We start from the raw sequence: 25,804 nt of genomic DNA, 5'->3' as shown, positions 1-25,804 counted from the left end.
TGACGAGGTGTTAAGCCGCAAACCGCGCAATCTTGTACGGCTCCATCGGAATATCGGTCGCGCCTTGGGCGATGATCTCCGCCATCGTCTCGCCGACCCCCGGCCCGATCTGGAAGCCGGAGCCCGAAAAGCCGAAGGCATAATAAAGCCCGCTGGTCGTGGCGCTCGGCCCCATGACGGGCTGGCTGTCGGGCATATAGCCCTCGATCCCCGACCAGACGCGGATAATGTTGAGCTTGCCCAGTGCAGGCGCCAGACGCCGTATCTGCTTCAACTGGCTCAGCGTATTCTGCGGCAGCACATAGGCGCGATAGTCATCCGGGTAGGACGGCCCGCGTGTCGATCCGCCCAGCACGATATTGCCGCGCGCCACCTGACGGAAATAGACGGTTTCCTCCTCGACCGGCGTCATGACGCCGACAGCGGGATGGATTGCATAGGGCACGGGTTCGGTGACGCTCATGTTCGGCCCGCGCGGGACGATCGGCACCGGCTCGCCGAATTGGGAGGAGAGGGCATTGCCCCATGCGCCCGCCGTGATGAGAAGGATCGGTGCGCGAAAGGTGCGGCCATCCTGCGCCGTGACGATGAAATCCTCCCCGACTTTCTGCGCATCAACGATCTTCGTATTCTCGCAGATGGTCGCCCCCATGCGCTGGGCCGCCCGCGCAAAGGCGGGCGCGGCGAGGCGCGGGTTGGCGTGGCCGTCCATGGCGGAATAGGAGCCTGCCAGCACATCGCTGCCGAAGAAGGGGAATTTCGCGCGCAGGGCATTGCCGGTGAGGAGTTCGAGGTCGAGCCCCTCGAGACGTGCCTTGGCGGCATAATCCTCCATCGCCTCGATCAGTTCGGGCCGCTCACGATAGCAGACGCGGATGTGGCCCGACTGGAGATATTCAACGTCGGCGCCCAGCAGTTCGCGCGACTTGCGCCAGATGGCGAGCGCGCGATTGGCGAGCGGAAGCTGATGAATCGGGCGACCCTGCCGCCGGACATTGCCGAAATTGGTGCCGCTCGCCTGCCGTCCGATCAGGTCGGTTTCCAGCAGGGTCACGGACATGCCATGCCCGCGTAGGAACAGCGCGGCGGAACTGCCCATCAGGCCGCCGCCGATGATGATGACGTCGCTGGCGGCGCTCATGCTTCTTCTTCTCCGATGGCGATGGGGAGCGGTTTGACCGGAGCCTGTCCGCGCAGGCGCCCGACCTGCTCGACCGGGATACCGGCCTCGGCGGCGATCAGTTCCGCCGCCGCCAGCCCGCAATAGCGGCCCTGGCAACGGCCCATGCCGACGCGGCTGAAGGCCTTGGCACGGTTGGCCTCGATCGCGCCGGTTTCGCGCATGACGGCGCGCAGGTCGCCTGCGCTCACCGCTTCGCAGCGGCAGATAATGGCCTCGTCGGGCAGCGCGGCCGCTTGAGCAGCGGGCCACGGAAAAGCCCTGGAGAGGCCGCGCGCAAATTTGCTGTAGTTCGCGACATCACGGCGCAACGCGGTGATCTCCCCCTTGTCGACGGGCAGGCCGAGGTCGGAGAGCGCCGCAAGCGCTGCCAATTTGCCGCTGGCTTCTGCCGACCGTGCGCCAAGGATTTTCGCGCCGTCGCCCGCCAGATAGACACCTGCAGCGCTCGCGCGGCCATCGGCATCGCGCTGCGGGAGCCATTGATGCGTGTGCGCGTCGAAGGCGAACTCGCAGCGTGCCAGATCGGCGAGCTGGGTTTCGGGACGCAGGTGGTAGCCGACCGCCACCGCGTCGCAGCCTATCGTCTTGTCCTCACCCGAAGCGGTGCGGTAGCGCACGCCGCTCACCCCCGTTTCGCTGTTACCGATGATCTCGACGGGGGTGATCTGGTGGTGAACGGGAACGCCTGCCTTGCTGAGCTTGCGGGTGAGTTGGACGCCGTTCCAAAGGACGGACGGCATGGCGAGCAGGTCCGGCAGCGCCTTGATCCGCGCGGCTTTGGAGGACGTGTCCAGCACTCCCACGACCTTGGCTCCCGCGTCTACATATTGCGACGCGACAAGGTAGAGCAGCGGGCCGGAGCCCATGAAGACGACCTCGCGGCCTATGGACACGGCCTGCGACTTCAGCGCCACTTGGGACCCGCCGAGGCTGTAGGTGCCCGCCATGTTCCAGCCCTTGACCGGCATCAGCCGATCGGTCGCGCCGGTGCAGAGGATCAGCGCGTCGTAGGGTAGCGTTTCCTGCGCGTTCCCGTTCGCGGTCCAGACATGTGCCGCCGCAATGTTCCACACCAGCGTCTCGGGCCGATAGTCGATCTTCCCGGCCAGCGCGTCGAAACTGTCGTGCAGCGCCTTCGCCCGCGCGGCTTCGGTGCCGTAGAGCTTCTCATAGGAGCGCGTGAAATTATCAGGCTGGCGGCGGTAGATTTGCCCACCCGCGCGCCGCGCCTCGTCAATGACCGTCGGGCGCAGCCCGGCCTTAGCGACCGCTTCGGCGGCGCGTACGCCGGAAGGCCCTGCGCCGACGACGACTATCCGAGGTTCGGCCATGTCGCCTCCGGCTGGCTGGTAAGAATGCGCTGGCCCGAAGCTGCTAGCGTGGAACAGGCACGCAGGCGGTCGCCATTTTCAGTCCACACCCAACAGTCCTGGCAAGCGCCCATCAGGCAGAAGCCTGCCCGACGGCCGTCGCCGAATTCAGATTCGCGCAGCGTGCCGCCGCTGCTCAGCAGCGCAACCATCAGCGTGTCGCCCTCCAGCGCGGTCACGGCCTGGCCGTCGACATGCAGGGCCACATGGGGGCGATCGGTTTCCCCCAGCCGAACGAAGCGTCCGTTCATGCGGCCACCCCCTGAACTTGCGTCAAAGTCACTTCTCCATGATGGCACAATATGTCGTTGCCCTTCGACAGCTGGTGGCGCGGCGGTGGCGTGACGTTGCACAGGCCGTCGATCCGCGCCGGGCAGCGGGGGAGGAAGCGGCAGAGATCGGCTTCCTCTGCCGGCGCGCCGATCCGCGGGAGCGAGCGGGCGGCGGCGCTTTCCTCCAGCCAGCCCGCGCGCATCTCCGGGACGGAGCCGATCAGCAGGTCGGTATAGGGGTGGAAGGGCGCGGCGCGGAACGCCTCGCGACGTCCCATGTCGACCATCGTGCCGGAATAGAGGACGAGGATGTCGTCGCAGATCGCGCGCACGGTCGAGATGTCGTGGCTGATGAACATATAGGCGACGCCCAGTTCCTTGCGAAGTTCCGCCATCAGGTCGAGGATCGCCGCTCCCACAACGGTATCGAGGGCGGAGGTCACTTCGTCGCAGAGGATGAGTTCGGGATCGGCGGCGAGGGCACGGGCAAGATTGATGCGCTGCTTCTGCCCGCCCGACAGTTCGCCGCAACGCCGGTCGATGACGGTCGCGGGCAGGCGAATGAGGTCGAGCAGTTCGAGCACCCGCAGCCGCGCGGCATTGCCCTTGAGGCCGTGGTAGAAAGCTAGGGGGCGGGAGAGGATCTGGCCCACGCTATGCGCTGGGTTGAGCGCCGTGTCAGCATTCTGGAACACCAGCTGGATGCGCCGGAACTGGTCGCGGCTGCGGCCCTTGAGGCCCGGCGGCAGAGGCTCGCCGTTCAGCAGCACTTCGCCTTGCGCCGGGGGTAGAAGCCCGGCGATCACGCGCGCCATGGTTGACTTGCCCGAACCGGACTCGCCGATGACGCCCAGGGTCGCGCCGCGTTCTATGGTCAGGTTGATGTCGCGCAGCACGGGGATGCGCGGGCGGCCGTCCTTGCCGATCTTGCCATAGCCCGCCGTCATGTCGCGGATTTCCAGCAGAGGCGCGGAGGGCAGGACGGCTTGCTTGGGCGCGGGACGGATGGCGGGCCGGGCAGCGGCCATCAGCGTCTTGGTATAATCGTCGGCGGGGCGGTGGAGGATCTGGTCCGCCGCACCCTTTTCGCGGATGCGGCCCTGGTTCAGCACCACGATCTGGTCCGCCATCTGCGCGACGACGGCAAGGTCATGCGAGACGTAGACAGCCGTCGCGCCGCGCTCCAACACCACGGCCTTGAAGGCGCGCAGCACTTCGATCTGGGTGGTGACGTCGAGCGCGGTGGTCGGCTCGTCCAGTATGACCAGTTCAGGATCGGTGACGAGCGCCATTGAGGCCATCAGCCGCTGCAACTGCCCGCCCGAAAGCTGATGCGGATAGCGTGAGCCGATGGTGTCGGGGAAGGGCAAGGCGAGGGCGCGGAACAGCTCGACCGCCTTCTTCTCCGCCTGCGCACGCGGCATGAGGTGGTGGATCAGCGCCGGCTCGATCACCTGATCCATGATCGTGCGCGAGGGGTTGAACGCGGACGCTGCCGACTGTGCGATATAGGCGATGCGGTTGCCGCGCAGCTGGGCGATGCCCCTGGCATCGAGGGAAAGGATTTCGTGGTCGCCGACCCGGATCGACCCGCCCGCGATCGTCGCGCCGGGGCGGGCGTGGCCGAGCAGGGTAAGGGCGATGGTCGTCTTGCCGGAGCCGGACTCGCCGATCAGCGCCAGCACCTCGCCTCGCTTCAGCGCGAAGTCGATCTCGCTGACGATGGGGAACGTTTCGCCCGCTGCATTGCGGGCGGTGACGCGAAGGCCGTTTACCTCGACATGAGCGGTCATGCGCGCTTCCCCTTGAGGCCATCGATCAGCAGGTTGACCCCCACGGTCAGCGTCGCGATGGCAACGGCGGGCATCAGGATCGCCAGCGCGCCTTCGCCAAGGCCGGAGATATTCTCGCGCACCAACGAGCCAAGGTCCGCGTCGGGCGGCTGTACCCCGAGGCCGAGGAAGCTGAGGCCCGACAGCAGCAACACGATGAACACGAAGCGCAGGCCGAAATCGGCCAGCAGCGGGTGGATCATGTTGGGCAGGATTTCCCGGAGTGCGAGATGGATGCGCCCTTCACCGCGTGCCCGCGCCACCTGCACATAGTCCATCTGCGCCAGGTTCACCGCCAGCGCGCGGGCGATGCGGTAATTGCCCGGAACATAGGTGACGGCGGCGATCAGCAGCAGCAGCGGCAGCGAAGAACCGAAAGCGGCGACCAGCACCAGCGACAATATCTTGGACGGGATCGAGATCAGCGTGTCCATGAAGCGGGACAGCGGCTCGTCCACCTTTGGCCCGCCGACCGCAGCGGTCAGGGCGAGAGCGGTGCCGGTGGCGCTCGCCAGCAGCGCAGCGGCGGCGGCCAGCCCCACCGTGTAGCGCGCACCCGAGAGCAGGCGGCTCAGCACGTCGCGGCCGAGATAGTCGCTGCCGAGCCAATGCTGCGCCGACACGCCGTCGAACACATCATAGGCGACGAACGCGCCGACCGGGTAGGGCGCCAGCATCGGCCCGACAACCGCGACCGTCAGCCAGAAGAGCACGAAGGCGAGGCCGATCTTGGCCGACAGCGGGAGGGCCTTGGCCCAGCGGAGGGAGGAAGCGGTCATTGTGCGCGCAGCCTGGGGTTCGCAAGGATGGCGGTGACGTCCGCGATCAGCATGAGGATGAGATAGGCCGCGCAGAAGATCATCGCGCAGGCCTGAAGCAAAGGCATGTCGCGGCTGGTCACCGCGTTCACCATCAGGCTCGCAAGGCCGGGATAGTTGAAGATAGTCTCGACGATGATCGCCCCGCCCAGCAGGTAGGAGAGGCTCAAGGCCATCGCGTTGACGATCGGCGCGACGGCATTGGGCATGATGTGCCGCAGCACCATCCGGACCGGGGCGACGCCCTTCAGCACCGCCATTTCGACATAGGGCCGGTCCATCTGGTCGATCACGGCGGCGCGGGTCATGCGCGCCATCTGGGCAATCACGACGATGGAGAGGCAGAGGATCGGCATCGCCGCTCCCCGCAGATAGTCGCCCCAGCTCATATCGTCCGCGACCAGAGCGATGGAGGGCAGCCAGCGCAGCTTCACCGAAAAGATCAGGACGGCTAGCGTCGCGACCAAAAATTCCGGCACCGCGACCATGGAAAGTGTCGAGATGTTGAGCGCCCGGTCCAGCTTGCCGCCCCGGTTCATCGCCGATCCGATACCGATGGCGAGAGCAACCGGCACGGCGACCAACGCGCTCAGGGCTGCGAGCAGCAGGCTATTGGGCAGTCGGCTGGATATGACTTCGGACACGGGCAAATTGGCGACAAGGGACTGGCCCGGATCGCCGCTCACCATGCCGGATAGCCAGCTCGCATAGCGTTCATGCGCCGGTCGATCGAGGCCCATTTCGTGGCGCAATGCCTGGACCTGCTCGGCAGTGGCGCTTTGGCCAAGCGCCTCCTGCGCGGCGTCGCCGGGGAGCAGTTGCGCGATGGTGAAGACCACCAGCGACACCAGGAACAGCGTCAGCAGCGAGGAGGCAAAGCGCTTGGCGATCAGCGACAACGCCGCCTTGACGCCCGAAGAGGAGGATGCGCCCGCCATCAGCCTTCCCACCACACATGCTCGGCGAATTGATAGCCCATGAGGCCGCCCGTCGACATCGGATATAGCCCCTTAAGCCGACGGTCGAACCCGTCGACCAGGCTGATGAAGACGGGAATGGCGACGCCGCAGCGGTCATGGACCAGACCCTGCATCTCACCGTAGAGCTGCTTGCGCCGCGCCTGATCCGCCTCGCCGCGCGCCTCCAGCAGCAGCCGGTCGAAACGCGGGTTTTTCCAGCCGGACTCGTTCCAGTCGGCATCGGACTTGTAGAAAAGGCTGAAGATCAGGTCGGCGGTCGGCCTTGGGTTGGTGTTGCCGAAGGTCAGCGGATGCTTCATCCAGTGTGTCGACCAATAGCCGTCGCCCGGCACCCGGTTCACGGCGAGGTTCAGGCCGACGCGCGATCCATATTCCTGCATGATCGACGCCATGTCGACCGACCCGTCCGCCGCGGGGGAGGCATAGACCGGCAGCCGCACGCCGCTGAGGCCCGCCCGCTGAAGATGCCATCTCGCCTTGTCCAGATCGAGCGAGGTCTGCGGCAGATCGGACCGGTAATAGGGGTGGAAGGGCGGGATCGGATGATCGTTGGCGATCGTCGCATAGTCACGATAGAGCGCCCGTTTGATGAGCGGCCGGTCCACCAGATATTTCATCGCCGCGACGAAATGGGGGTTGCCCGTGGGCATCGCGCCCTGCTGCATGATGAGGTTGGTGTAGAGGCCCGATTTGCTTTCCATCAGCGCATGACGGCGCGAGGCCTTGACCCGCTTGGCCGAGCGCGGGTTGACCGCGATGACCAGATGCACGTCGCCGGAGAGCAGCGCGTTCACCCGGCTGACCTCATCGGGGATCCCGATCAGCTCGATCTCCTCCAGATAGGGTTTGCCGGGCTTCCAGTAGTCGGGATTGCGTCGGACCAGCGTGCGAACGCCGGGGCGGAACTGGACGCAGCGAAAGGGGCCGGTGCCATTGGCGGTGCCAAAATCCTTTTGCCCCGCCCGCAGGATCAGGAAGTGCGACTGGGCCAGGATGGTCGGCAGGTCGGCGTTCGGGCCGGTCAGGCGGATGATCAGATCATGCGGCCCGGTGGCCTTCACCTCGGCGAACTGTTCCGCGATGGTCGCCATCTTCGAGCCGACGGCGGGATCCTTGTGCCGCAGCAGCGACCAGGCGACGTCCCTGGCGGTCAGCGTGGCGCCATCGTGGAAGGTCACGCCCCGGCGCAGGCGGACATGCCAGTTCTTCTGATCCTTGCTCTCCATCCGCTCGGCAAGGGCGGGGCGCGGCACCAGGTTGCGGTCGAGCTGGGTCAGCCCGCTGTAGAGCATATAATGGCGGATATAGTCGGTCGACAGCGCCCCCTTGGCCGGGTCCAGCGTATCGGCGGTGGAGCTGGACAGGCTCGCCACCCGAATGCGCCCGCCGACACGCGGCTTCGCGGGCGCTGCGAGCGCGGCTTGCGGCAGCAGTAGTCCAGCGCCCACTCCGCCCAGCAGCTCACGCCGCGAAAAAGGGAGATCGTCCATCAATGGATCACGTCCTGCCACTTATACCACAGGCCGACGAGCGGCAGGAACCAGGGCTTGCCGAAATGGCCCGGCACGCTCGGCCAATCGAGGCCGTCCCACGGATTGGCGGCGCGATCGCCCGCCATCACTTGCGCCATCTGCTGACCCATATAGGTCGCCATCTGCACGCCATGGCCGCTATAGCCCATCGAATAGAAAAGCCCGTCCTGCTCGCCCGCGCGGGGCAGGCGGTCGGCGGTCAGGTCCACCATCCCGCCCCAGACATGATCGACACCCACGCCCTTCAGCACCGGAAAGATATCGTGCATCGTCTGTTCGAGGATGCGGCCGCTCTTGAGGTCGGAGCGTGGGTCACTGATCGCAAAGCGCGCGCGGCCGCCGAAGATCAGCCGGTTGTCGGCGGTCAGGCGGAAATAATTGCCGATATTCTTGCTGGTCACATAGTTGCGCCGGCCGGGCAGCAGCAAATCGATCACCGCATCATCCAGCGGCTCGGTCGCGATGATGAAGCTTCCCACCGACACGATCCGTCGCCGGAAAAAGCCGAAGGGCGCAGCCGCAGGCGCACCACCGGTCGCGACCAGCAGCTGATCGGCCGCGACTTGCCCCTTTGGCGTCGTCACGCGCCAGCCTTTCGCCAGCCGGTCCAGCCCGGTAACTTCGGCACCCTCGTAGATCTTCGCGCCTGCCCGTGCCGCCGCTTCCGCCAGCCCAACGCCAAAGCGCGCCGGATGCAGTTGCGCGCTCGTCGTCTGGATCAGCGCGCCATGAAAAGCGTCCGACCCCACTTCCTCGCGGATGCGCTCGGGCGGGACCAGGCGGACATTGTCGTCCACCTCGGCGGCGAGCAGGTCGTGCGCCCGCACCAGCTTCTCATAATGTTGCGGCTTGGCGGCCAGCTTCACCCGACCGCAGCGGTTGAAGGCGCAGTCGATGGCTTCCTCGCGCACCAGCCGCTCGACATTGTCGACCGCATCGACATGTGCGCGGTAATAGGCCTTGGCGACATCCTTCCCGAAGCGGGCGGAAAGCGCGCCATAGTCATGCGCGGTGCCGTTGTTGCACTGCCCGCCGTTGCGCCCGGACGCCTCTCCGACGACCTCTCCCTTCTCCAGCAGCACGACGCTCGCGCCACGCTTCGCCAGCGCCAGCGCCGCCGAAAGCCCGGTAAAGCCGCCGCCGATGATCGCGACGTCCGCCTTGCCTTCGACACTCCCTTGCGCCCCGCCGGTGAAGCCGGGCGCGCTTGCGAGCCAGTAGGAGAGGGGGGATGCGCTCATCGAGCGGATCAGAGGCCCACGACGGCCGGCAGAGCGCCGATGTGCGGGATTTCCACGTCGCGATAGAAGGGGTTCGAAGGCTCATGTCCGCGGCCGACGAACACGCGGCAACCGAAATGCAGGTCCGTCGCGGTATTCTGGTCATAACGGAAGCTGGAGGAGACGTGCATCATCTCTTCGGGCTTCGCGCCGAGCTGGTCGAACATATATTCGAACGCCTGCATGCGCGGCTTGTAGGCCTGCGCCATTTGCGCGGTGTAGACCTTGTGGAACGGCGCGCCTAGCATCTCGACATTGTGATGGATCTGGTCGTTCATCGCGTTGGAGAGGATGACGAGCGGGATCTTGTCGCCGATCTTCGACAGGCCGCCCGGCACATCTTCATGCGGACCCCAGGTGGGCACGGCGTTGTAGACGGCGTCGGCGTCAGCCTCGCGATATTCCACGCCCCAGCGCTTGCAGGTGCGGCGCAGCGAGTTGCGGATGACCTCCTGATAGGGTTCCCACGGCCCCAGCACCTGGTCGAGCCGATAGGCGCCCCAATCCTTGCAGAAGGCCGCCAGGTCTTCAGCCGCGACGCGATCGGCCATGAAGGCGCTCGCCATCTCGGTCATGCGAAAACGGGTCAGTGTGCCATAGCAGTCGAAGCTGATATATTTGGGCCGGAAGTTGGGCATGGGTTCAATCCCCCTGGTTGGCATCTCTTTGATGCAGTCATTACGACATGGGCTGTCCGGAACATGTCTCCGATTGGTTCGGGACGAGGCGCAGATTTGGCCTTTTATAGCATGGTTTCGGCATAGTTTGCTGCGGTTGGATGAGGGCGCGAAGGGGGGTAGGCGGAAGCTTGTTCTGGAGGGGAATCGAGCAACCTACGGCAGATCATGTCGCCGCCCAGCCCTTGCTTCGTCATCCCCGCGGAAGGAGGGATCCACCCCCCCCGGCCCGGTCAACCTTGGCGCTTCTTATGGGAGACGGGTTCCCGCCCCCCCCCCAGGCAACGACAACGGGGTTGGTCAGTAACCCCGTTCCCGACCGACTTCCCCCTCCATCGGCTCGCCCGCCTGAAGCCGCCGGATGTTCGCGATCAGCGCCCGCGCAGCGGTGTCTGCCCGCGTCATGCTCGCAATATGGGGGGTCAGCAGGATGCGCGGATGATCCCAAAAGGGGTGCTGTTCCGGCAGGGGTTCCGGCTCGGTCACGTCCAGGATGGCAGCGGAAATGCGTCCTTCGTCCAGCAATGACAGCAGATCATGCTCCACCAGATGACCGCCCCGGCCTACATTGATGAGGGCAGCGCCAAATGGTAGCTTGGACAATGTATCCCGGCACAAGATGCCGCGCGTTTCTGCGGTCAAGGGAAGCAGGCATACCAGAATGTCGCAACCTTTCAGAAACGCCGCCATCTCCGCCTCACCCGCGTAACAGGCAACGCCTTCCATGTGGTGGCGCGAGCGGCTCCATCCCGACAACGCGAAGCCGAACGGCAGCAGCGCGTTCAGCACCGCCTGACCCAACTGCCCCAGTCCCATCACCCCGACGCGGCGGGAGCCAGCAGGGGTGAGCGTGATCGGTGCCCAGCGATGCGCCCGTTGCGCAAGGCCATATTCGATGAAGTCGCGGTGCAGCGCCAGCACGGCGGCGCAGGCATATTCGACCATCCCCTCGGTGATGCCCGGTTCGATCATGCGCACCAGCCGGACGTGCGGCGGCAGCTTGTCCATGTCGAACTGGTCGATGCCGGCGCCCACGGAAAACAGCGCCTGAAGCCGCGTCAGTCGCTCCAGCAGATCGCGCGGAGGGTCCCAGGCGGCCAAATAGCGGATAGCCGCCGGATCGGTCATCTGCTCGGTCGTCACAAAGCCGATGTCGGGCGCCTCTGCAGCGAAAATTTCACGCCAGATGCGACCGCGTTCCGGATCGGATGTATAGAGCAGGGTCATGCAATCTGCTTTCTGGTGGTGGACCGCCGGCGCAGGGACTTGGCCTGCCACCACATCAGCGGTCCTGAAATGGCGAGCGCCGCAAGGATGACCGCCACGATCATCAGCACCATGGGCCCCACGGCGCCGAAACTATTGCCGCCGTGGAGCGGGAGCACCGTCATCCACAAGGCGGTGCTATTCTCCGCGCGCGTGGCGCTGACGATATGCGGTTCCGCGATCGTGACGATGGCGCGGTGCACGGCGCGCGGGTTCCGCTCGGGCGCGTTGAAATTGACGATCAGCTGCCCGCCTGCGAGCCGAAAATCGCGCAAGCGGATGTTGGGGAAAGCACTTTGCGCCATCCTCAGCGACTGTTCTATCCGGGTCGCGCTGGATGCCGCGTGCAGCGCCGGCGGGCCGTCCGCCGCGACGATCTCGGGCACGATCAGGAGCAGGCCGGTTACCGCCATGAAGCCCAGCAGCGCCGAGGCGACGACGCCGAGGGTGCGGTGCAATTGCCGCAGCACGAGCCGGAAGGCGATGCTCCAGCGGATCGACAGATGCTTTGAAACGGGGCCGCGCCTGGGCCACCAATAGGCAAGGCCGGTCGCGGCCATCGTCAGCAGCGCCAGCGCGTTCAGCAGCACGAGCGCCATGCCCACCTTGCCGGCCATCAACCGATAGTGAATTTGAAGCGCCGCCTCGACCGGAAAGGCCCAGATCGTGCCCGCTCGCAATAGCGCGCCGCCGGCCGGATCGATCGACGCATAGCGCTTCTCGCCCGCGCCGTTCGCCATTTCCGCCACATAGGTGGCACCCTCCACGTCGGGGGCGAAGAGGCGCACGACGGAAAAGCCGGGCAGCGCCTGTTCCGCGCGCATGACGGCCATGCCGGGCGGCGTTGCCGGGCCGGCCCCTTGGCTGGTCATGCCGGCCGGATCGACCAGACGCGCCACCGGCCCGCGATAGAGCAGCAGCATGCCTGTCAGCGCCTGCACCAGCAGCAGCGCCGCCATGGCAAGCCCTACATATTTATGGACGCGCAGCCATTGCACCCGGCTCATCGTGCCTTCCTTCCTGACGCATGAGACCGCCGGCGACCCTCGGGCTTGGAGGGGTGGGTCGCCGGCGGCCGATCGAACCTCAAAGGCCCGAATTCACGCGCTCTTTAGAAGTCGAACGTCGCACGAACCGTGAACTGGCGCGGCGTGCCCGGCTGCACCCACAGCGCGGCGTAGGAGCTGGCGTAATATTTCTTGTCGAACAGATTGTTCACATCCGCCGAGATCTTGATCTGATCCGTGACGTTGAACGATCCCATCAGCCGCACCAGCGTATAGCTGGGGAGGAAGAAGGTCGTCGCCGTCTCGCCCAAGCGTCGGCCGACGTAGTTCACGCCCGCGCCCAGCATCGCCTTATGTCCGCCAATCTCGAAATTGTTGAACAGCAGTGCGTTGCCTTGATGCTTGGGGATGTTGATGAGCGGATCGCCGGGAAGGATCGGCTGGTTGAAATTGGGGTCGCCCACCGCGCTGTCCCAGCCCGCATCGGTATAGGCATAGGTCAGGAAGGCTTCGAACCCGGCGGGCAGCTTCGCGTTCAGATCGAATTCGATGCCCTTGCTCTTGGCAGAGCCCACCGGCTTGGAGAAGTTCGCGTTGCCGGGATCGGTGCTCAGCACGTTGGTCTTCTTCATCTTGTAGAGCGACACGGTGCTGGTGATGCGGCCGTCCGGCGTCACGAACTTCGCGCCGACTTCATAGGATTTGCTGAGTTCGGGAGCGAAGGGCTGGCCATCGGCACCCACGCCGCTGTTCGGGCGGAAGCCCTTACCGTAGCTGGCATAGAATGACAGCGAACGAGTGGGCTCGAAGACGAGGCCGGCCATCGGGCTGAACTTCGTGTACGCCTTTTTCGGGTTGGTGTTGTTGAGCCGCAGATCGATGTCCTGCGAGAAGTCGTCATAGCGGCCGCCGAAGCGCACCTTGAACTGCTCGGTAATCTCGATCTGGTCCTGCGCGTAGATGCCCCAAGCCTTCTGGATTTCGGTCGCGTTCTGGATCACTCCGGTCGGCGTTGGCAGCGGCTGGGTGTAAACCGGATTGAAGATGTTGATCGCGTAGCTTTGATCCGTGGCGCTCGGGCGGTAGCGGGTCTGGAACGTCTCGATCTTGAAGCGGTCCCAGTCCGCACCGATGCGGATATTGTGGACGATCGATCCGGTCGCGATCTTGCCGCTGATTTCACCGCGTACCACCATATGGTTGGTGCTGTAGTCGCGGAAGCGGCGCTGGCGTGACAGTGTCTGGCCATCGGCATAGATGCGCTGGCGGCCTGCGATGGGATTGGTCCGGTTGAACGCCAGTTCCGGGTCGCTGGAGAAACCGACGAAGGTGGTGTCCTTGTAGCCGGCGCCCAGCATCAGCGTCCAATCTTCGCTGAAGTCATGCTGATATTGCAGCTGATGACCGAAAACCTCGACCTTGGTCGGGCCGTTCCGGGGATCGTCCAGGAAACGCGAATTTGGAATGGCACCCAGATCATAGCTGATCGTGCCGTTGGTATTGATGGTCGGCACAGCCACTACGCCGCGCTCGAACGGCACTTCCTGGTTCACATATTCCATTTCATAGGTGAACAGGTCGCGGTCGGAGAATTTCGCGAGGAAGGACGGCGTCAGCACATATTTGCGGGTGTGGACCGTGTCGCGGAAGCTGTCGGCATCTTCCACCGCACCGTTGAAGCGAATGCCGAACATGTCGTTCAAGGGCAGGTTGAAGTCGCCCTCGACGCGGTAGGTGTTCCAGCTGCCGCCGGCGATGCCGAAGCTGCCGAAGGTCTTTTCCAGCACCGGCTTCTTGGTCACGATATTGATCGTGCCGCCCGGTTCGCCGCGTCCGAAGAGGGCGGAGTTGGGGCCCTTGAGCACCTCGATCCGCTCGACATTCGACGCATCACGCGGGCCGCCATATCCGCGACCGCCGTTAAAGCCGTTAACCAGGAAGCCGCTCGGGAAATTCTCGTCGCCGGCAAAGCCGCGAATGGCGAAGCTGTCCCACAGGCCGCCGAAATTATTCTGCTTCGAAACGCCGCTTGCCAGTTCCAGCGCGGTGTCGAGGCGCGTGATGTTGAGGTCGTCGAGCAGCTTGCCTTCAAGGAACTGCACCGCCTGCGGGATTTCCTTCACCGGCGTGTCGCCGAAATATTGCCGCTTCATTGCCGTGACCACGATCGTGCCGTCGGCATCTCCTGCCGGTTGAGGCGCTGTTGTCTGAGCCTGCGCGCCCTGAGCCAAAATGATGGCGGCTGCGCTGGCGGTCAGTGCCAGTCGAAAGGCCGATATATTGCGCATTGTGCTTACCCCTTGATCTATCGCTGTTCCCACTTGTCCTGCGAAACGGGGTGAACCGGCCTTTTCTTTTCTCTCTCTCTCCAGTCGGACCTCTTCGGGTCCTTTCGTTCCGGTGCCGGTCACTGGGCGTTTTGTCGCCTCTTGATGAAAGAGAGGCTATGGCTTTGTTGCAGGAATATTACTTCAAACTTCACGCTCCTCGCAGTGAAAAATAGTGAAAAGCCGTTCGGGACGGCAGGATTCACCGGGGCTGAAAACAGCGTTTCGATGGCGAAAGGGCCCAATAAAAAAGCCGCCTTCCGGGTGGAAGGCGGCCAGGAAACCCGCAGGCACGGGATTACAGATATTTAAGCCACCAAATATCCTTCCGCCGCTGCTTCAACTGCGCGAACCAGCGGGTGGGGAAGTAAAGAACCGGGATCAGGATGAAGACCCAGATCCACACCCAGCGCAGATGATCGACCCCGAACACCGTTCCCTTGGTCGGGCCGTACATCGTCAGCGCGATATTGTAGATCACCTTCAGCGTATAGAGGTGGAGGATGTAATAGAACATCGGGGCGCCGCCGAGCAGTGCCAGATGCGGCATCGTCTTGCTGTCCTGATAGGTTTCGAACAGCGCCAGCAGGAGGCAGCCTACGCCGATCGTCGGCATCAGGAACAGCAGCGAAGGCGGATATTTGGTGAGCGCCAGGAAGCTCATCACCGTGCGCAGCGGCGTCTCCGCGTAGAACCAGGGCTTGTCGCCATAGACGTTCAGGAAGCGGATCAGGACGAAGCCGAGCACGAGGCCAAGCCCCAGCATGGTGAGACGTTTGATCCGCCGTTCCGGATCGCTGCCCCGCGCGAACCATGGTCCGCAGGCATAGCCGAGCAGGATCACGCCGATCCACGGCAGCACAGGATAGGTGGTCTTGAACGCCATCCCGGCGATCTCGAACTTGTCCCGCTGGTGCAGCAGCGCCCAGGGAATGAAGAAGGGCGAGTCCGGCGTCAGCCGGATCGGATCGAGCAGATTGTGCAGGCAGACAATGGCGAGGCCGAGCGCGAACTGCGCTGGACGGGGAATGTGGATGAGCGCCGCAAGGCAGATCATGCTGAGCCCGATGGTCCAGATCACCTGCATCCACAGGACCGGCGGCGGAAATATGTTCGCCTGCGTCGGCCAGGCGTAGCAGACCACCGTGAATTCAAGGAACAGCAGGAACAGACCGCGCTTGAAGAGGAATTCCGACACTTCCCGCTTGCTGTGCGACTGGCCGTAGAGCCACGCCGACAAGCCCGTCAGCGCGACGAAGGTCGGCGCGCAGAAGGTGGAGAGCAGGCGCGTGAAGAACAGCCCCGGATCGGTCGTGTTGGCGTCGACCGGATCGGTCACCTGCAAATGCAGGAACCATGTCTCGCGCACATGATCGACCAGCATGAACAGCATGACGAGTCCGCGCAGAGCATCGATCGCGATCAGCCTCGTGCGCGCCTTGGCCGCGTTCATGGGGGTTGCTGGGGCGGCCCGAAGGTCGATGGAGGGCGCTTGGCCCGCGATACTGCTCATGGCACCTGTCCTCTTGTCCCTTATACGCTTACTCAGCCTTGGGCTGGTAAAGATCCTTGTAGAAGCCCACCGTCTTGACTGTGACCGTCACGGGGGTCTCGCCCTTGTTGCGGAAATACCAGCCGTGAATGCCGCCGAAGGGCGCGGTGAAGTCGCCCTGGCCGCCGCTGATCTCCAGCTCCTTCCAATAATCGGTGAAGGCGTCGTCGGCCGCGTTCAACTCCTCGCCGTGCATCTCCGCCTTGATCGGGCCGCTCGACTTCCAGCTGAAGATGAAGCTGTCGCCCTTCTCCATATGGGCCTTCACTTCCTGGCCGCTGTGCGGTGGCAGGGTTATCGTCATCTCATCCTGGCGCCATGGCGTGGCTTTGGAGATGCTTTCCTTGGTCGGCGTCGGCAGCGCACCAGCGGCAGCGGCAGCAACCGGAGCGGGCGTCGCTTCCTTCGCCTCGCCCGACACCATGCCGGTCAGGCCAAGCGTCGATCCGACGCCGGTCGGATCGATCCCATATTCCGCCGGCAGCACGAACAGCGTCAGGATCGCGGCCGCGGCGATCACTGCGCCGCCGGTCGCCTTTGCAAGCGCCGAAGGGGAGGGGGAAATCTGCGCCGGAAGCGCGGAAATGGTCTGCGTGTTCATGTCATGCCCCTAAGAGGAAGATATGGGTGTGAAATAGCCGGCCAGCTGGAAGCCGATCAGGACGAAGCCGGCGGTCATCAGCGCGGCGTTGGCGACAATGGCGCTGCGGCGGAAATTATCGGTGAGCCGCCACAGGTTCATCAGCAGCAGGATGATGGTGAGCGCCATGAACTGGCCCATCTCGACCCCGACATTGAAGCTGATGAGGTTGGGGATCATGCCCTCCTTCGCCAGCGTCAGTTCCTGCAGCTTGGTGGCAAGGCCGAAGCCGTGGAAGAAGCCGAAGATCAGCACCGCCGCCTTGGGGTTGGGCGAAAAGCCGAACCAGGTGCGAAAGCCGCCCAGATTGTCGATCGCCTTGTAAACGACCGACAGCCCGATGATCGCATCGATGATGAAGGGATTGGCGCGAATGTCGAAGATGACGCCCAGCAGCAGCGTCGTGCTGTGCCCGATGGCGAACAGCGTCACATAGGCGCCCACATCCTTCAGCCGGTAAAGGAAGAAGATGACCCCGGCGAGGAACAGCAGATGGTCATAGCCGGTGACCATATGCTTGGCGCCCAGATACATATAGGGGATGATGTTGACGCCCGACGCGCCTTCGATGAAGGCCTTGTCATTCTCATTGACACCATGCGCCCAGAGCGTCGAACTCATGAGCGCCATGAGAAGCCCCAGAGCCAGCAGCGCGACCCGCCGCATATTCTGGAAACGAAGCGGGGGGAGGGTCGCGCTGGTCATATGTGGCCCTTACTTGGTCTGGAAAGTGGCGAACGTCTTGGCGCCGCTCTTGTCGATGAGCGCGACGACGATCTTCGCCCCCTTGGCTGCCTTGAAGCCCGGCGCGGAGAGCTTGTTGCCGCCAGCCGCCTTCAGAGGCGCTTCGGACTTCTTGCCTGCCGCGGTCTGGGTCAGTTTGGCGGTGTAGCCGGCAGCCGGGATCGGCTCATCCTCTTCGCTCAGATACACATCGACGCCCTTGGGGCCGGTAACCAGCTCGAACATCGTCTCGCCGGTCATCTGGACCATGCCGCCATGCTGCGGCTTCATGCTGCCATGAGCATGGACGACCGCCGGGGCGGCGATGAGGGCGAGGGCAGCCAGCCCGCTGCGGAAAAGGTCGATCTTCATGGGCTTAGTCTCCGTGATAAATGGCTCATTCGGGCAGATGCGGCAGAACGAAGGAGAGCGAGGCGCGATATTCCTCATGATCCACCTTCTTGTCGGTGGTTTGGCCGACATAGATCGCCATCAGAACATTGATGCCCTGGTTGCGCAGCTTGATCGTCGCGGTGCCGTCGGCACCGGTCTTCACCGGGTTTGCCTCGTCGGGATCGTTGACATAATCCTGCATGACGGTGGCACCCGCGACGGGCTTGCCCTTGTAATAGACGCGCACCTTCATCGGCTCGCCCATCTTCTGCGGGATGGCGGGGTCGGCAGGCACCAGCTGCAGTGTGTGCCCCTCCAGCAGCGGAACGGGCTTGGTCGGGACCTGCGCGAGATACACGGCATATTTGAAATTATGCTCGGCCAGCGTCGCCGTGGGGACGGTGTCGCGACCGGCATTATGCCATTCGCCATCGGGCGTCTTGCTCCAATAGCCATAGTCCATGATCGCCGCGACGGCCGTTACCGGTTCGTCGCTGTCGACCACCGGGATCGGACCGGCCGCGCGCAACGATGTCGTCACGGGGGCCCAGTCGCTGTCATAGCCCGTGACCGTCTTGACCAGCGGCAGGCGCTTCACTGCGTCCAGATCGTCGGCCCCCACGCCGTATATGAGGGCAAGCTGCTTGGCGCGCTGAGCAAACCAGATGCCGTGCGCGCTCAGCGGCGCGGTGGCGGCGAGCATGGCGCCGGTGCAGAGAGCGGCAGTTAGCAGGCGGGACATTTTCATCGATTGCTCCCATAGATCAGCTTGTGCTGTTGGAAGTCAGGCTATGGTACCGCCTACTGCTTTGATGCCGAATTCGTGCTGTTGCGGTGCAGAATGTTTCAAATCAGTGTCAGGAACAGGTGCAGCATAGCAAGCGGCGCTCAAGAGCCTGTGCCACAAGAGTAAGCCGTTGGGCGAAGCGCCAAGGAACCGCTGCCGCGACTCAGCCGTTTCCCTGCCGAGACTTCATCAGCAGGAGCATCGCATGATACGCCTCGCCATCATTTCCCTCGTCATCGCCGCCGTCCTTGCCATATTGGGCTTCGGTGGCGCTGCGGGCACGTTCGTCGGCATCGCCAAGTTCCTGTTCTTCCTGGCAATCGCGCTGTTCGTGATCTTCCTCGTCCTTGGCCTCATGGCTGGCAAGGGCATCAAGAATGCGATAGATCGATGAAATGACGGAAATTGGCGCAGGAGTGGACGAAACCGGTCGTCTCGTTAGAGATGAAAGCGGTTTCCTGCTCCAGCGTGACAGGGGCGGGACATTCCGCCTGGTACTGCTCCGAGTGCCCGTCGATCATGTCGAGAAGCGGGTGCGCGTGCAGGGATTCTATGCCGGCAACGACATAGTGGAAGTGGAAGGCGTGGCCGCCGCCTGATTCTTCAGCGGCGGCTCGCGTTCAATGGTCAGGGGAGGATGGCTTCGCGCGGGTCGTAGGACGCGACGGCGTCATGAGCGCGAACGAAACGGGCGCATGCGCCCACCCCCCGGTTATTTTCCAGCGGCAATGCGGTTTCGCAATAGGCGCATTCCGCCATCAGGCGTCCGACCATCCACTGGCTGCGTCCGCAGCTGGGGCAATGATTGGCTTCCCCCGGATGATAGTGAATGATGTAACCCCTGATTGCCGGGTCGAATGATTTCCCCGTGGCGAGGCTCGAAACTGGGCGCATCGTCTCTTCCTCCTTGGACATATATTCTCGGGCATTGGCGTTGAAATCGGAAAAACCCCCATTTTCACGCCGACAACCGATGCAACGTCAACGTCAGAGCGTGCGACCCGCTTCCAATTTTTTGGTGCCCGCTCTGCGTTGCAGAACGCGGCTGACCCACAATGTATCCTGACCGCCGCCGCGACGTCCATAAGAAAGACGCGGAAAGAATCGGTTGCCTTCCCACCGGATTGACTTGAGCGGCGCAGGCGCTATGGCGGCGCGCATCAAGGGACATACCCGCTTCGGCCTTGGGTTGGGGCGCATTCCCGCCATTTGCCGCCCGGTATTCGTTCGCCGTCCGGCGAGCTTCTGGTGGAATGTCGCTCTCCTCCCGTCCCAGGTTGGGGCAATTGCGAGGAGACGCATATCTTATGACCGCCATCGGACAGGACACTCTGGGCACGCGCGACACGTTGAGCGTCGGCGGCAAGGACATCGCCTATTATTCGCTGAAGAAGGCCGCCGCCAAGCTGGGCGATGTCTCGCGCCTGCCCTTCTCGATGAAGGTGCTGCTGGAGAACCTGCTCCGTTTCGAGGATGGCGTCACCGTCACCACCGACGACATCAAGGCGATCGTCGAGTGGCAGAATGACAAGGGCAAGGCCGAGCGCGAGATTCAGTATCGCCCCGCCCGCGTGCTGCTGCAGGACTTCACCGGGGTTCCCTGCGTGGTCGACCTCGCCGCCATGCGCGACGCGATGAACGCGCTGGGTGCCGACGCCAGCAAGATCAACCCGCAGGTTCCCGTCCACCTCGTCATCGACCACTCGGTCATGGTCGACGAATTCGGCACGCCCAAGGCGTTCGAGCAGAATGTGGAAATCGAATATCAGCGCAATCTGGAGCGCTACGACTTCCTGAAGTGGGGCAGCAAGAGCCTTGCCAACTTCTACGCCGTGCCCCCGGGCACCGGCATCTGCCACCAGGTGAACCTCGAAAATATCGCCCAGGCGGTCTGGTCGAGCGAGGGCCCCGATGGCGTCACCGTCGCCTATCCCGACACCTGCGTCGGCACCGACAGCCACACCACCATGGTGAATGGCCTTGGCGTGCTGGGCTGGGGCGTCGGCGGCATCGAGGCCGAGGCCGCGATGCTCGGCCAGCCTGTCTCCATGCTCATCCCCGAAGTCGTCGGCTTCCGCTTCACCGGCGAGCTGAAGGAAGGCGTCACCGCCACCGACCTCGTCCTCACCTGCACCCAGATGCTTCGCGCCCGTGGCGTGGTCGGCCGCTTCGTCGAATATTTCGGTCCTGGCCTTGCCACCCTGTCGCTCGCGGACCGTGCGACCCTTGCCAACATGGCGCCGGAATATGGCGCGACCTGCGGCTTCTTCGGCATCGACGACAAGACGCTGGACTATATGCGCCTGACCGGCCGCACCGAAGAGAATATCGCGCTGGTCGAAGCCTATGCCAAGGAGCAGGGCTTCTGGATCGATCCGTCGGTCGAGCCGGTCTTCACCGATACGCTGGAACTGGACCTTTCCACCGTCGTCCCCAGCCTTGCCGGCCCCAAGCGCCCGCAGGACCGGGTGTCGCTGCCGGAAGTCGATGACGTGTTCAACGCCGACATGGCGAAGGTCTACAAGAAGGAACAGGCCCGCGTTCCGGTCGAGGGCAAGGATTTCGACATTGGCGACGGGGACGTTACCATCGCCGCGATCACCAGCTGCACCAACACGTCGAACCCCGGCGTTCTGGTCGCCGCGGGCCTGGTCGCCAAGAAGGCAAACGAGCTGGGCCTGAAGCCCAAGCCCTGGGTCAAGACGTCGCTTGCCCCCGGCTCGCAGGTCGTCACCGACTATCTCGAAAAGGCCGGCCTTCAGTCGCATCTCGACGCCATCGGCTTCAACCTGGTCGGCTATGGCTGCACCACCTGCATCGGCAACTCCGGCCCGCTGGCCGAGCCGATCAGCAAGGCGATCAACGACAATGGCCTCGTCGCCGCCGCCGTCATCTCGGGCAACCGCAACTTCGAAGGCCGCGTGTCGCCCGACGTGCGCGCGAACTTCCTCGCCTCGCCGCCGCTGGTGGTCGCCTATGCGCTGAAGGGCACGGTGGTGGAGGACTTCATCACCACCCCGATCGGCACCGGCAAGGACGGCCAGGCCGTGTACCTCAAGGACATCTGGCCGACCAATGACGAGGTCGCCACGACCATGGCGGGCTGCATGGACCGTCAGATGTTCCAGGCGCGCTACGCCAATGTCTACAAGGGCGACGCGCACTGGCAGGCGATCGACGTCACCGGTTCGGACACCTACAGCTGGCGCGCCGGTTCGACCTATGTTGCCAACCCGCCCTATTTCGAGGGCCTGTCGATGACCCCCGCGCCCGTCACCGACATCGTCGAGGCGAAGCCGCTGGCGATCTTCGGCGACTCGATCACCACCGACCACATCTCGCCGGCCGGCTCGATCAAGGCGTCCTCGCCCGCGGGCAAGTGGCTGTCGGAGCATCAGGTCGCCCAGGCCGACTTCAACAGCTACGGTTCGCGCCGCGGCCACCACGAAGTCATGATGCGCGGCACCTTCGCCAACATCCGCATCAAGAACCTGATGCTGGACGGCGTCGAAGGCGGCATGACCAAATATGAAGGCGAAGTCCTGCCGATTTACGACGCGGCGATGAAGCACAAGGCGGACGGCACGCCGCTGGTCGTCATCGGCGGCAAGGAATATGGCACCGGATCGTCGCGCGACTGGGCGGCGAAGGGCACCAACCTGCTCGGCGTGCGCGCGGTGATCGTGGAGAGCTTCGAGCGTATCCACCGCTCGAACCTGGTCGGCATGGGCGTCCTGCCGCTCCAGTTCAAGGACGGCCAGAACAAGGACACGCTGGGCTTCACCGGTGACGAAACCTTCACCATCCAGGGCGTTGCGAACCTCAAGCCGCGCCAGGATGTCGAAGTGATCGTGAAGCGCGCCGATGGCTCGACCTTCACCTTCACCGCGCTCTGCCGCATCGATACCGTCAACGAACTGGATTATTTCCTGAACGGCGGCATCCTGCAATACGTCCTGCGCAAGCTGGCCGCCTGATCGGCTGACGCATCGAGTTGAGAAAGAGGGCCGTCTCCCCCGTGGAGGCGGCCCTCTTTCCATTCATCACCTTCCATCCGGAAGATATCGTGCTCCTGCCTTCCCAGGAGCACCGCAGGCTTGAGGGATCGCATTGACCATCCTGATCGAAATCCTTGGCTGGCTCGGCGCGCTCCTCGTCCTTGGCGCATATATCCTGGTGACCAACGGCCGCCTGTCCGGCGACTCTGCGGCGTTCCAGTGGATGAACGCGCTGGGAGCCGCCTTCTTCGTGCTCAATACCTGGTGGCATGGCGCTATCCCCTCGATGGTCCTCAACATCATATGGGCAGCTATCGGCGCCGTGGCGCTCTGGCGCATTCACCGGCGCGCGCGACCATAGGAGGAATATCGCCGGCCCAAGAAAGGCTGGGGTGGTGTGCCGCCCCGCGATTGGCTAACCGATCTTCAGCAATGAAAAAAGCGCTGATCGTCCGTCATGTGCCGCGAGAGGGAGCGGCCGGCTATCTACAGCCGATCGAGGCCGCAGGGTACGAGATCGAGCGAATCGACGTCGCGGGTCCGCACTTCCTGGACGTCGATCTCTGCACGCCCGACCTGCTGATCATGATGGGCGGCCCCATGGGCGTCTACGAACATGACCTCCACCCATGGATCCCGCACCAGATCGAGAAGCTCGCCGCCCGACTGGAACAGGATTTGCCGACGCTCGGCGTCTGCCTTGGCAGCCAGATGATCGCCGCCGCGCTGGGCGCACGCGTCTATCCCGGCGGCCGCATGGAACTGGGCTTCTCACCTGTCACCCTGAACGGGGCAGGCGCGGACTCGCCGCTCCGCCATCTCGACGGAGTGCCTGTGCTTCACTGGCACAGCGACACGTTCGAACTGCCGGCGGGTGTCGATCTGCTCGCCTCGACGGAGGCCTATGCGCATCAGGCGTTCCGGCGCGGCCGCAACCTTCTCGCGCTGCAATTCCATGCCGAGATGGGCGAGGATCCTCGCTTCGAGGATTGGCTGACCCATTTCTGGGCGGATCTGGACATCGCCCAACAGTGCGGCATCGCGCTGCGAAAGGATCATGAAGATCATGGTCCGGGTGCAGTAGCGGCTGGTCGTGCGATGATCGCCGAGTGGCTCGCGGGCGTCTCCGTCTAAAACTCGACTTCGAGTTCCTCGACCTCGTCCTTTTCGCGTCGGGCAGCGTCGATCCATTCCCGAATCAGCTCCCAGTCATTGCTCCAGGTACAATAATCGGCGGCTGGCGCCGAAAGGGCGACCGCATAGGTGAGGAAGCGCTGGACGACCGGCGCGAACATCGCGTCGGCAACAGTCGGCCTGCTCCCGAACAGCCAGGGGCCGCCATACGCAGCGAGGCATTCGGTCCAGATCGCCTCCACCCGCTCGATATCGGGCTTGGCGCCGGAGAAGACCGGGAATTTCTCATGCCGCACCTTAAGGTTCATCGGCAGCGCAGACCGCAGATTGACGAAGCCCGAGTGAATCTCTCCCGACACCGACCGGCAGTGCGCCCGTACGATCCGGTCCTCCGGGTAGAGGCTCGCATGTGGATAGAGCTCATGCAGATATTCGGCGATCGCCAGCGTGTCCCATACGCTTGCGCCTTCATGGGTCAGGCGGGGTACCAACACGGAGGGGGTGAGCAGCAGCAGCTCAGCGCGATTCTCTGGATCGTCCAGCGCGACGATCTTCTCCCTGATTCTTAGCCCCGCCATACGGCAAAGCAGCCAGCCGCGGAGCGACCAGGAGGAGTAGGTCTTGCTGGAAATGCTCAATTCTGCATTGGCCATCGCTAACCTCCGTTAGTTTCTTGTTCCGCTTTATCATGATGCGGTGCAATAGAGGAAGTCGTTATACGGACCTAAAACAGGTCGAGTCGGTTTACGCTAAGATAGGATGATTTTTCGAGGTCATGTTGATGATGTATAGCGGCTATCAGGCCTGGAGCGACATGCTGGCGCCAGCCCGTTTCGGGGCGCAGATCGCTTTATCGTTCAAGGATCGGATTGGCCCCTTTGCGGAAATGGACATGCCCCGCCGCATGTTCGCGCTGCTCGACGTGTTTCAGGGAGCGCGTCTGACCCATCGTCGACCCGCATACGGGATCGCAGAAGTCACCAGCGGCAACGCCATGGTGCGGGTGCGAGAAGAAGTGGTGTCAAGCCTGCCGTTCGGCGATCTGCTTCATTTTGCCAAGGATGATGTCGAGGCGGCGCAGCCCAAGGTGCTGATCGTCGCTCCGATATCCGGCCATTTCGCCACCCTGCTGCGGAACACCGTGCACACGATGCTGGCGGACCATGACGTCTACATTACCGACTGGAAGAATGCGCGCGACATACCCTTGAGCGCAGGCAGCTTCGGCTTCGATGATTATGTCGATTATGTCATGGCCTTCATGCGGCATCTCGGGCCGGGCGCGCATCTGGTTTCGGTCTGCCAGCCCTGCGTCCCGGCGATGGCCGCGGTGGCCTTGATGGCCGAAGACAAGGACCCTGCCACGCCGCGGTCGATGACGCTGATGGGCGGGCCTATCGACGTCCGCGCCGCACCCACGGTGGTGAATGATCTGGCAAATGACCGTTCGATTGACTGGTTCGAAAATACGCTGATCAGCATGGTGCCGATGCGCTATGCCGGCCGGGGGCGGCGGGTCTATCCGGGCTTCTTGCAACTTAGCGCCTTCATGTCGATGAACATGGAGCGACATGGCGCCCAGCATCGGGAACTCTACCAGTTGCTCGCGGACGGCAAGGAAGTGGAAGCCAACAAGATCAAGGCTTTCTATGAGGAATATTTCGCGGTTCTGGACATGACAGCGGAATTTTATCTCGAAACCGTCGATCGGGTTTTCCAGCAGGCGCAGCTTGCGAAGGGCGAACTCACCTATAGGGGCCGGCTGGTCAATCCGGGCGCGATCCGGAACACCGCTCTGTTGACGGTCGAGGGAGAGAAGGACGATGTCTGCGCCGTCGGCCAGACCGCGGCTGCGCATGGCCTGTGCACGGGTTTGCGCCCGCATCTGAAGCGCCACCATCTACAGCTCGGCGTCGGCCATTATGGCGTTTTTTCCGGCAGCAAATGGGAAAAGCAGGTCTATCCGCAGGTGCGGGCGATGATCCTGGCGATGAACTGAGGGGAGCGCTGCGCTACCCGGACCTTCTCGTGTT

General features: G+C 63.7%; 25 protein-coding genes. 6 read left to right on the top strand and 19 right to left on the bottom strand.

Annotated features, from left to right (window positions below; translation table 11 throughout):
• Positions 1-10: 10 nt before the first annotated feature.
• The 17 genes from L858_RS0106155 to L858_RS0106075 form a co-directional block, all read right to left on the bottom strand.
• Positions 11-1,141, bottom strand: a complete 1,131-nt coding sequence (locus L858_RS0106155) for an NAD(P)/FAD-dependent oxidoreductase (protein WP_022682274.1) — start codon at positions 1,139-1,141, stop codon at positions 11-13.
• Positions 1,138-2,514 (bottom strand): FAD/NAD(P)-dependent oxidoreductase, encoded by a 1,377-nt coding sequence (locus tag L858_RS0106150; RefSeq protein WP_022682273.1) that lies wholly within the window; start codon positions 2,512-2,514, stop codon positions 1,138-1,140. The genes L858_RS0106155 and L858_RS0106150 overlap by 4 nt, the downstream gene beginning before the upstream one ends.
• A complete protein-coding gene (locus L858_RS0106145) occupies positions 2,496-2,804 on the bottom strand; it encodes a (2Fe-2S)-binding protein (protein WP_022682272.1) in 309 nt (102 codons plus the stop codon). The genes L858_RS0106150 and L858_RS0106145 overlap by 19 nt, the downstream gene beginning before the upstream one ends.
• On the bottom strand, positions 2,801-4,618 hold the full coding sequence (locus L858_RS0106140) for an ABC transporter ATP-binding protein (RefSeq protein WP_022682271.1): 1,818 nt from the start codon (positions 4,616-4,618) through the stop codon (positions 2,801-2,803). The genes L858_RS0106145 and L858_RS0106140 overlap by 4 nt, the downstream gene beginning before the upstream one ends.
• Positions 4,615-5,436, bottom strand: a complete 822-nt coding sequence (locus tag L858_RS0106135) for an ABC transporter permease (protein ID WP_022682270.1) — start codon at positions 5,434-5,436, stop codon at positions 4,615-4,617. Before L858_RS0106135 ends, L858_RS0106140 begins: the two co-directional genes overlap by 4 nt.
• On the bottom strand, positions 5,433-6,413 hold the full coding sequence (locus L858_RS0106130; RefSeq protein WP_022682269.1) for an ABC transporter permease: 981 nt from the start codon (positions 6,411-6,413) through the stop codon (positions 5,433-5,435). The genes L858_RS0106135 and L858_RS0106130 overlap by 4 nt, the downstream gene beginning before the upstream one ends.
• Positions 6,413-7,945: an ABC transporter substrate-binding protein gene (locus L858_RS0106125; protein WP_022682268.1), complete on the bottom strand. Its 1,533-nt coding sequence runs from the start codon at positions 7,943-7,945 to the stop codon at positions 6,413-6,415. The genes L858_RS0106130 and L858_RS0106125 overlap by 1 nt, the downstream gene beginning before the upstream one ends.
• A complete protein-coding gene (locus L858_RS0106120; protein ID WP_022682267.1) occupies positions 7,945-9,228 on the bottom strand; it encodes an NAD(P)/FAD-dependent oxidoreductase in 1,284 nt (427 codons plus the stop codon). Before L858_RS0106120 ends, L858_RS0106125 begins: the two co-directional genes overlap by 1 nt.
• A gap of 8 nt (positions 9,229-9,236) precedes the next feature.
• The gene (locus L858_RS0106115) at positions 9,237-9,905 is read right to left on the bottom strand and encodes a haloacid dehalogenase type II (RefSeq protein WP_022682266.1); all 669 of its coding nucleotides are present in this window, start codon (positions 9,903-9,905) and stop codon (positions 9,237-9,239) included.
• A 339-nt stretch (positions 9,906-10,244) separates the two neighbouring features.
• On the bottom strand, positions 10,245-11,171 hold the full coding sequence (locus L858_RS0106110; RefSeq protein ID WP_022682265.1) for a 2-hydroxyacid dehydrogenase: 927 nt from the start codon (positions 11,169-11,171) through the stop codon (positions 10,245-10,247).
• On the bottom strand, positions 11,168-12,217 hold the full coding sequence (locus tag L858_RS0106105) for a PepSY-associated TM helix domain-containing protein (RefSeq protein WP_022682264.1): 1,050 nt from the start codon (positions 12,215-12,217) through the stop codon (positions 11,168-11,170). Before L858_RS0106105 ends, L858_RS0106110 begins: the two co-directional genes overlap by 4 nt.
• 104 nt (positions 12,218-12,321) lie before the next feature.
• Entirely contained in the window at positions 12,322-14,505 is a 2,184-nt protein-coding gene (locus L858_RS0106100) for a TonB-dependent siderophore receptor (RefSeq protein WP_022682263.1), read from the bottom strand.
• Between the two features lie 337 nt (positions 14,506-14,842).
• A complete protein-coding gene (locus tag L858_RS0106095) occupies positions 14,843-16,057 on the bottom strand; it encodes an acetyltransferase domain-containing protein (RefSeq protein ID WP_022682262.1) in 1,215 nt (404 codons plus the stop codon).
• Between the two features lie 28 nt (positions 16,058-16,085).
• On the bottom strand, positions 16,086-16,697 hold the full coding sequence (locus tag L858_RS0106090; protein WP_022682261.1) for a hypothetical protein: 612 nt from the start codon (positions 16,695-16,697) through the stop codon (positions 16,086-16,088).
• Between the two features lie 9 nt (positions 16,698-16,706).
• Positions 16,707-17,441 (bottom strand): HupE/UreJ family protein, encoded by a 735-nt coding sequence (locus L858_RS0106085; RefSeq protein WP_022682260.1) that lies wholly within the window; start codon positions 17,439-17,441, stop codon positions 16,707-16,709.
• A 9-nt stretch (positions 17,442-17,450) separates the two neighbouring features.
• Complete coding sequence (locus tag L858_RS0106080) at positions 17,451-17,831, bottom strand: hypothetical protein (protein WP_022682259.1); 381 nt, start codon at positions 17,829-17,831, stop codon at positions 17,451-17,453.
• A 25-nt stretch (positions 17,832-17,856) separates the two neighbouring features.
• Positions 17,857-18,600 (bottom strand): DUF4198 domain-containing protein, encoded by a 744-nt coding sequence (locus L858_RS0106075; protein ID WP_022682258.1) that lies wholly within the window; start codon positions 18,598-18,600, stop codon positions 17,857-17,859.
• Positions 18,601-18,844: 244 nt separating this feature from the next.
• Between L858_RS0106075 and L858_RS0106070 the strand changes: the two genes are divergently transcribed.
• Together L858_RS0106070 and L858_RS0106065 are read left to right on the top strand one after the other, a co-directional pair.
• Entirely contained in the window at positions 18,845-19,033 is a 189-nt protein-coding gene (locus tag L858_RS0106070; RefSeq protein WP_022682257.1) for a DUF1328 domain-containing protein, read from the top strand.
• A gap of 1 nt (position 19,034) precedes the next feature.
• Positions 19,035-19,238 (top strand): DUF5818 domain-containing protein, encoded by a 204-nt coding sequence (locus tag L858_RS0106065; RefSeq protein WP_022682256.1) that lies wholly within the window; start codon positions 19,035-19,037, stop codon positions 19,236-19,238.
• A gap of 28 nt (positions 19,239-19,266) precedes the next feature.
• Here L858_RS0106065 and L858_RS0106060 read toward each other — a convergent pair whose 3' ends face one another.
• The gene (locus tag L858_RS0106060; RefSeq protein WP_028055867.1) at positions 19,267-19,533 is read right to left on the bottom strand and encodes a hypothetical protein; all 267 of its coding nucleotides are present in this window, start codon (positions 19,531-19,533) and stop codon (positions 19,267-19,269) included.
• 413 nt (positions 19,534-19,946) lie between these two features.
• On the opposite strand from L858_RS0106060, the gene acnA reads away from it, so the two are divergent.
• From acnA to L858_RS0106040, 3 genes are all read left to right on the top strand, one after another.
• Positions 19,947-22,616: an aconitate hydratase AcnA gene (gene acnA / locus L858_RS0106055; protein WP_022682254.1), complete on the top strand. Its 2,670-nt coding sequence runs from the start codon at positions 19,947-19,949 to the stop codon at positions 22,614-22,616.
• A 133-nt stretch (positions 22,617-22,749) separates the two neighbouring features.
• A complete protein-coding gene (locus L858_RS0106045; protein ID WP_022682252.1) occupies positions 22,750-22,998 on the top strand; it encodes a CBU_0592 family membrane protein in 249 nt (82 codons plus the stop codon).
• A gap of 71 nt (positions 22,999-23,069) precedes the next feature.
• Positions 23,070-23,771, top strand: a complete 702-nt coding sequence (locus tag L858_RS0106040) for a glutamine amidotransferase (RefSeq protein ID WP_022682251.1) — start codon at positions 23,070-23,072, stop codon at positions 23,769-23,771.
• Here L858_RS0106040 and L858_RS0106035 read toward each other — a convergent pair.
• Positions 23,768-24,424 carry a glutathione S-transferase family protein gene (locus L858_RS0106035; protein ID WP_022682250.1) on the bottom strand — a complete coding sequence of 219 codons (657 nt, stop codon included), beginning with the start codon at positions 24,422-24,424 and terminating at the stop codon, positions 23,768-23,770. The genes L858_RS0106040 and L858_RS0106035 overlap by 4 nt on opposite strands.
• Positions 24,425-24,546: 122 nt before the next feature.
• On the opposite strand from L858_RS0106035, the gene L858_RS0106030 reads away from it, so the two are divergent.
• On the top strand, positions 24,547-25,770 hold the full coding sequence (locus tag L858_RS0106030) for a polyhydroxyalkanoate depolymerase (protein WP_022682249.1): 1,224 nt from the start codon (positions 24,547-24,549) through the stop codon (positions 25,768-25,770).
• Positions 25,771-25,804: the final 34 nt, after the last annotated feature.

The sequence above is a fragment of the Sphingobium bisphenolivorans genome (genome assembly GCF_000412635.1).
GTDB lineage: Bacteria > Pseudomonadota > Alphaproteobacteria > Sphingomonadales > Sphingomonadaceae > Sphingobium > Sphingobium bisphenolivorans.
This window is presented reverse-complemented; position numbering and strand designations above follow the sequence as displayed.

What these genes read in the sequence shown, in the direction of transcription:
- L858_RS0106105 (WP_022682264.1), bottom strand. Translation starts at nt 12,217, where the DNA reads ATGAGCCGGGTGCAATGGCTGCGCGTCCATAAATATGTAGGGCTTGCC.
- L858_RS0106125 (WP_022682268.1), bottom strand. Translation starts at nt 7,945, where the DNA reads ATGGACGATCTCCCTTTTTCGCGGCGTGAGCTGCTGGGCGGAGTGGGC.
- L858_RS0106075 (WP_022682258.1), bottom strand. Translation starts at nt 18,600, where the DNA reads ATGAAAATGTCCCGCCTGCTAACTGCCGCTCTCTGCACCGGCGCCATG.
- L858_RS0106070 (WP_022682257.1), top strand. Translation starts at nt 18,845, where the DNA reads ATGATACGCCTCGCCATCATTTCCCTCGTCATCGCCGCCGTCCTTGCC.
- L858_RS0106040 (WP_022682251.1), top strand. Translation starts at nt 23,070, where the DNA reads ATGAAAAAAGCGCTGATCGTCCGTCATGTGCCGCGAGAGGGAGCGGCC.
- L858_RS0106140 (WP_022682271.1), bottom strand. Translation starts at nt 4,618, where the DNA reads ATGACCGCTCATGTCGAGGTAAACGGCCTTCGCGTCACCGCCCGCAAT.
- L858_RS0106065 (WP_022682256.1), top strand. Translation starts at nt 19,035, where the DNA reads ATGACGGAAATTGGCGCAGGAGTGGACGAAACCGGTCGTCTCGTTAGA.
- L858_RS0106110 (WP_022682265.1), bottom strand. Translation starts at nt 11,171, where the DNA reads ATGACCCTGCTCTATACATCCGATCCGGAACGCGGTCGCATCTGGCGT.
- L858_RS0106100 (WP_022682263.1), bottom strand. Translation starts at nt 14,505, where the DNA reads ATGCGCAATATATCGGCCTTTCGACTGGCACTGACCGCCAGCGCAGCC.
- L858_RS0106035 (WP_022682250.1), bottom strand. Translation starts at nt 24,424, where the DNA reads ATGGCCAATGCAGAATTGAGCATTTCCAGCAAGACCTACTCCTCCTGG.
- L858_RS0106080 (WP_022682259.1), bottom strand. Translation starts at nt 17,831, where the DNA reads ATGAAGATCGACCTTTTCCGCAGCGGGCTGGCTGCCCTCGCCCTCATC.
- L858_RS0106120 (WP_022682267.1), bottom strand. Translation starts at nt 9,228, where the DNA reads ATGAGCGCATCCCCCCTCTCCTACTGGCTCGCAAGCGCGCCCGGCTTC.
- L858_RS0106130 (WP_022682269.1), bottom strand. Translation starts at nt 6,413, where the DNA reads ATGGCGGGCGCATCCTCCTCTTCGGGCGTCAAGGCGGCGTTGTCGCTG.
- L858_RS0106150 (WP_022682273.1), bottom strand. Translation starts at nt 2,514, where the DNA reads ATGGCCGAACCTCGGATAGTCGTCGTCGGCGCAGGGCCTTCCGGCGTA.
- L858_RS0106090 (WP_022682261.1), bottom strand. Translation starts at nt 16,697, where the DNA reads ATGAACACGCAGACCATTTCCGCGCTTCCGGCGCAGATTTCCCCCTCC.
- L858_RS0106085 (WP_022682260.1), bottom strand. Translation starts at nt 17,441, where the DNA reads ATGACCAGCGCGACCCTCCCCCCGCTTCGTTTCCAGAATATGCGGCGG.
- acnA (WP_022682254.1), top strand. Translation starts at nt 19,947, where the DNA reads ATGACCGCCATCGGACAGGACACTCTGGGCACGCGCGACACGTTGAGC.
- L858_RS0106030 (WP_022682249.1), top strand. Translation starts at nt 24,547, where the DNA reads ATGTTGATGATGTATAGCGGCTATCAGGCCTGGAGCGACATGCTGGCG.
- L858_RS0106155 (WP_022682274.1), bottom strand. Translation starts at nt 1,141, where the DNA reads ATGAGCGCCGCCAGCGACGTCATCATCATCGGCGGCGGCCTGATGGGC.
- L858_RS0106145 (WP_022682272.1), bottom strand. Translation starts at nt 2,804, where the DNA reads ATGAACGGACGCTTCGTTCGGCTGGGGGAAACCGATCGCCCCCATGTG.
- L858_RS0106135 (WP_022682270.1), bottom strand. Translation starts at nt 5,436, where the DNA reads ATGACCGCTTCCTCCCTCCGCTGGGCCAAGGCCCTCCCGCTGTCGGCC.
- L858_RS0106115 (WP_022682266.1), bottom strand. Translation starts at nt 9,905, where the DNA reads ATGCCCAACTTCCGGCCCAAATATATCAGCTTCGACTGCTATGGCACA.
- L858_RS0106095 (WP_022682262.1), bottom strand. Translation starts at nt 16,057, where the DNA reads ATGAGCAGTATCGCGGGCCAAGCGCCCTCCATCGACCTTCGGGCCGCC.
- L858_RS0106060 (WP_028055867.1), bottom strand. Translation starts at nt 19,533, where the DNA reads ATGCGCCCAGTTTCGAGCCTCGCCACGGGGAAATCATTCGACCCGGCA.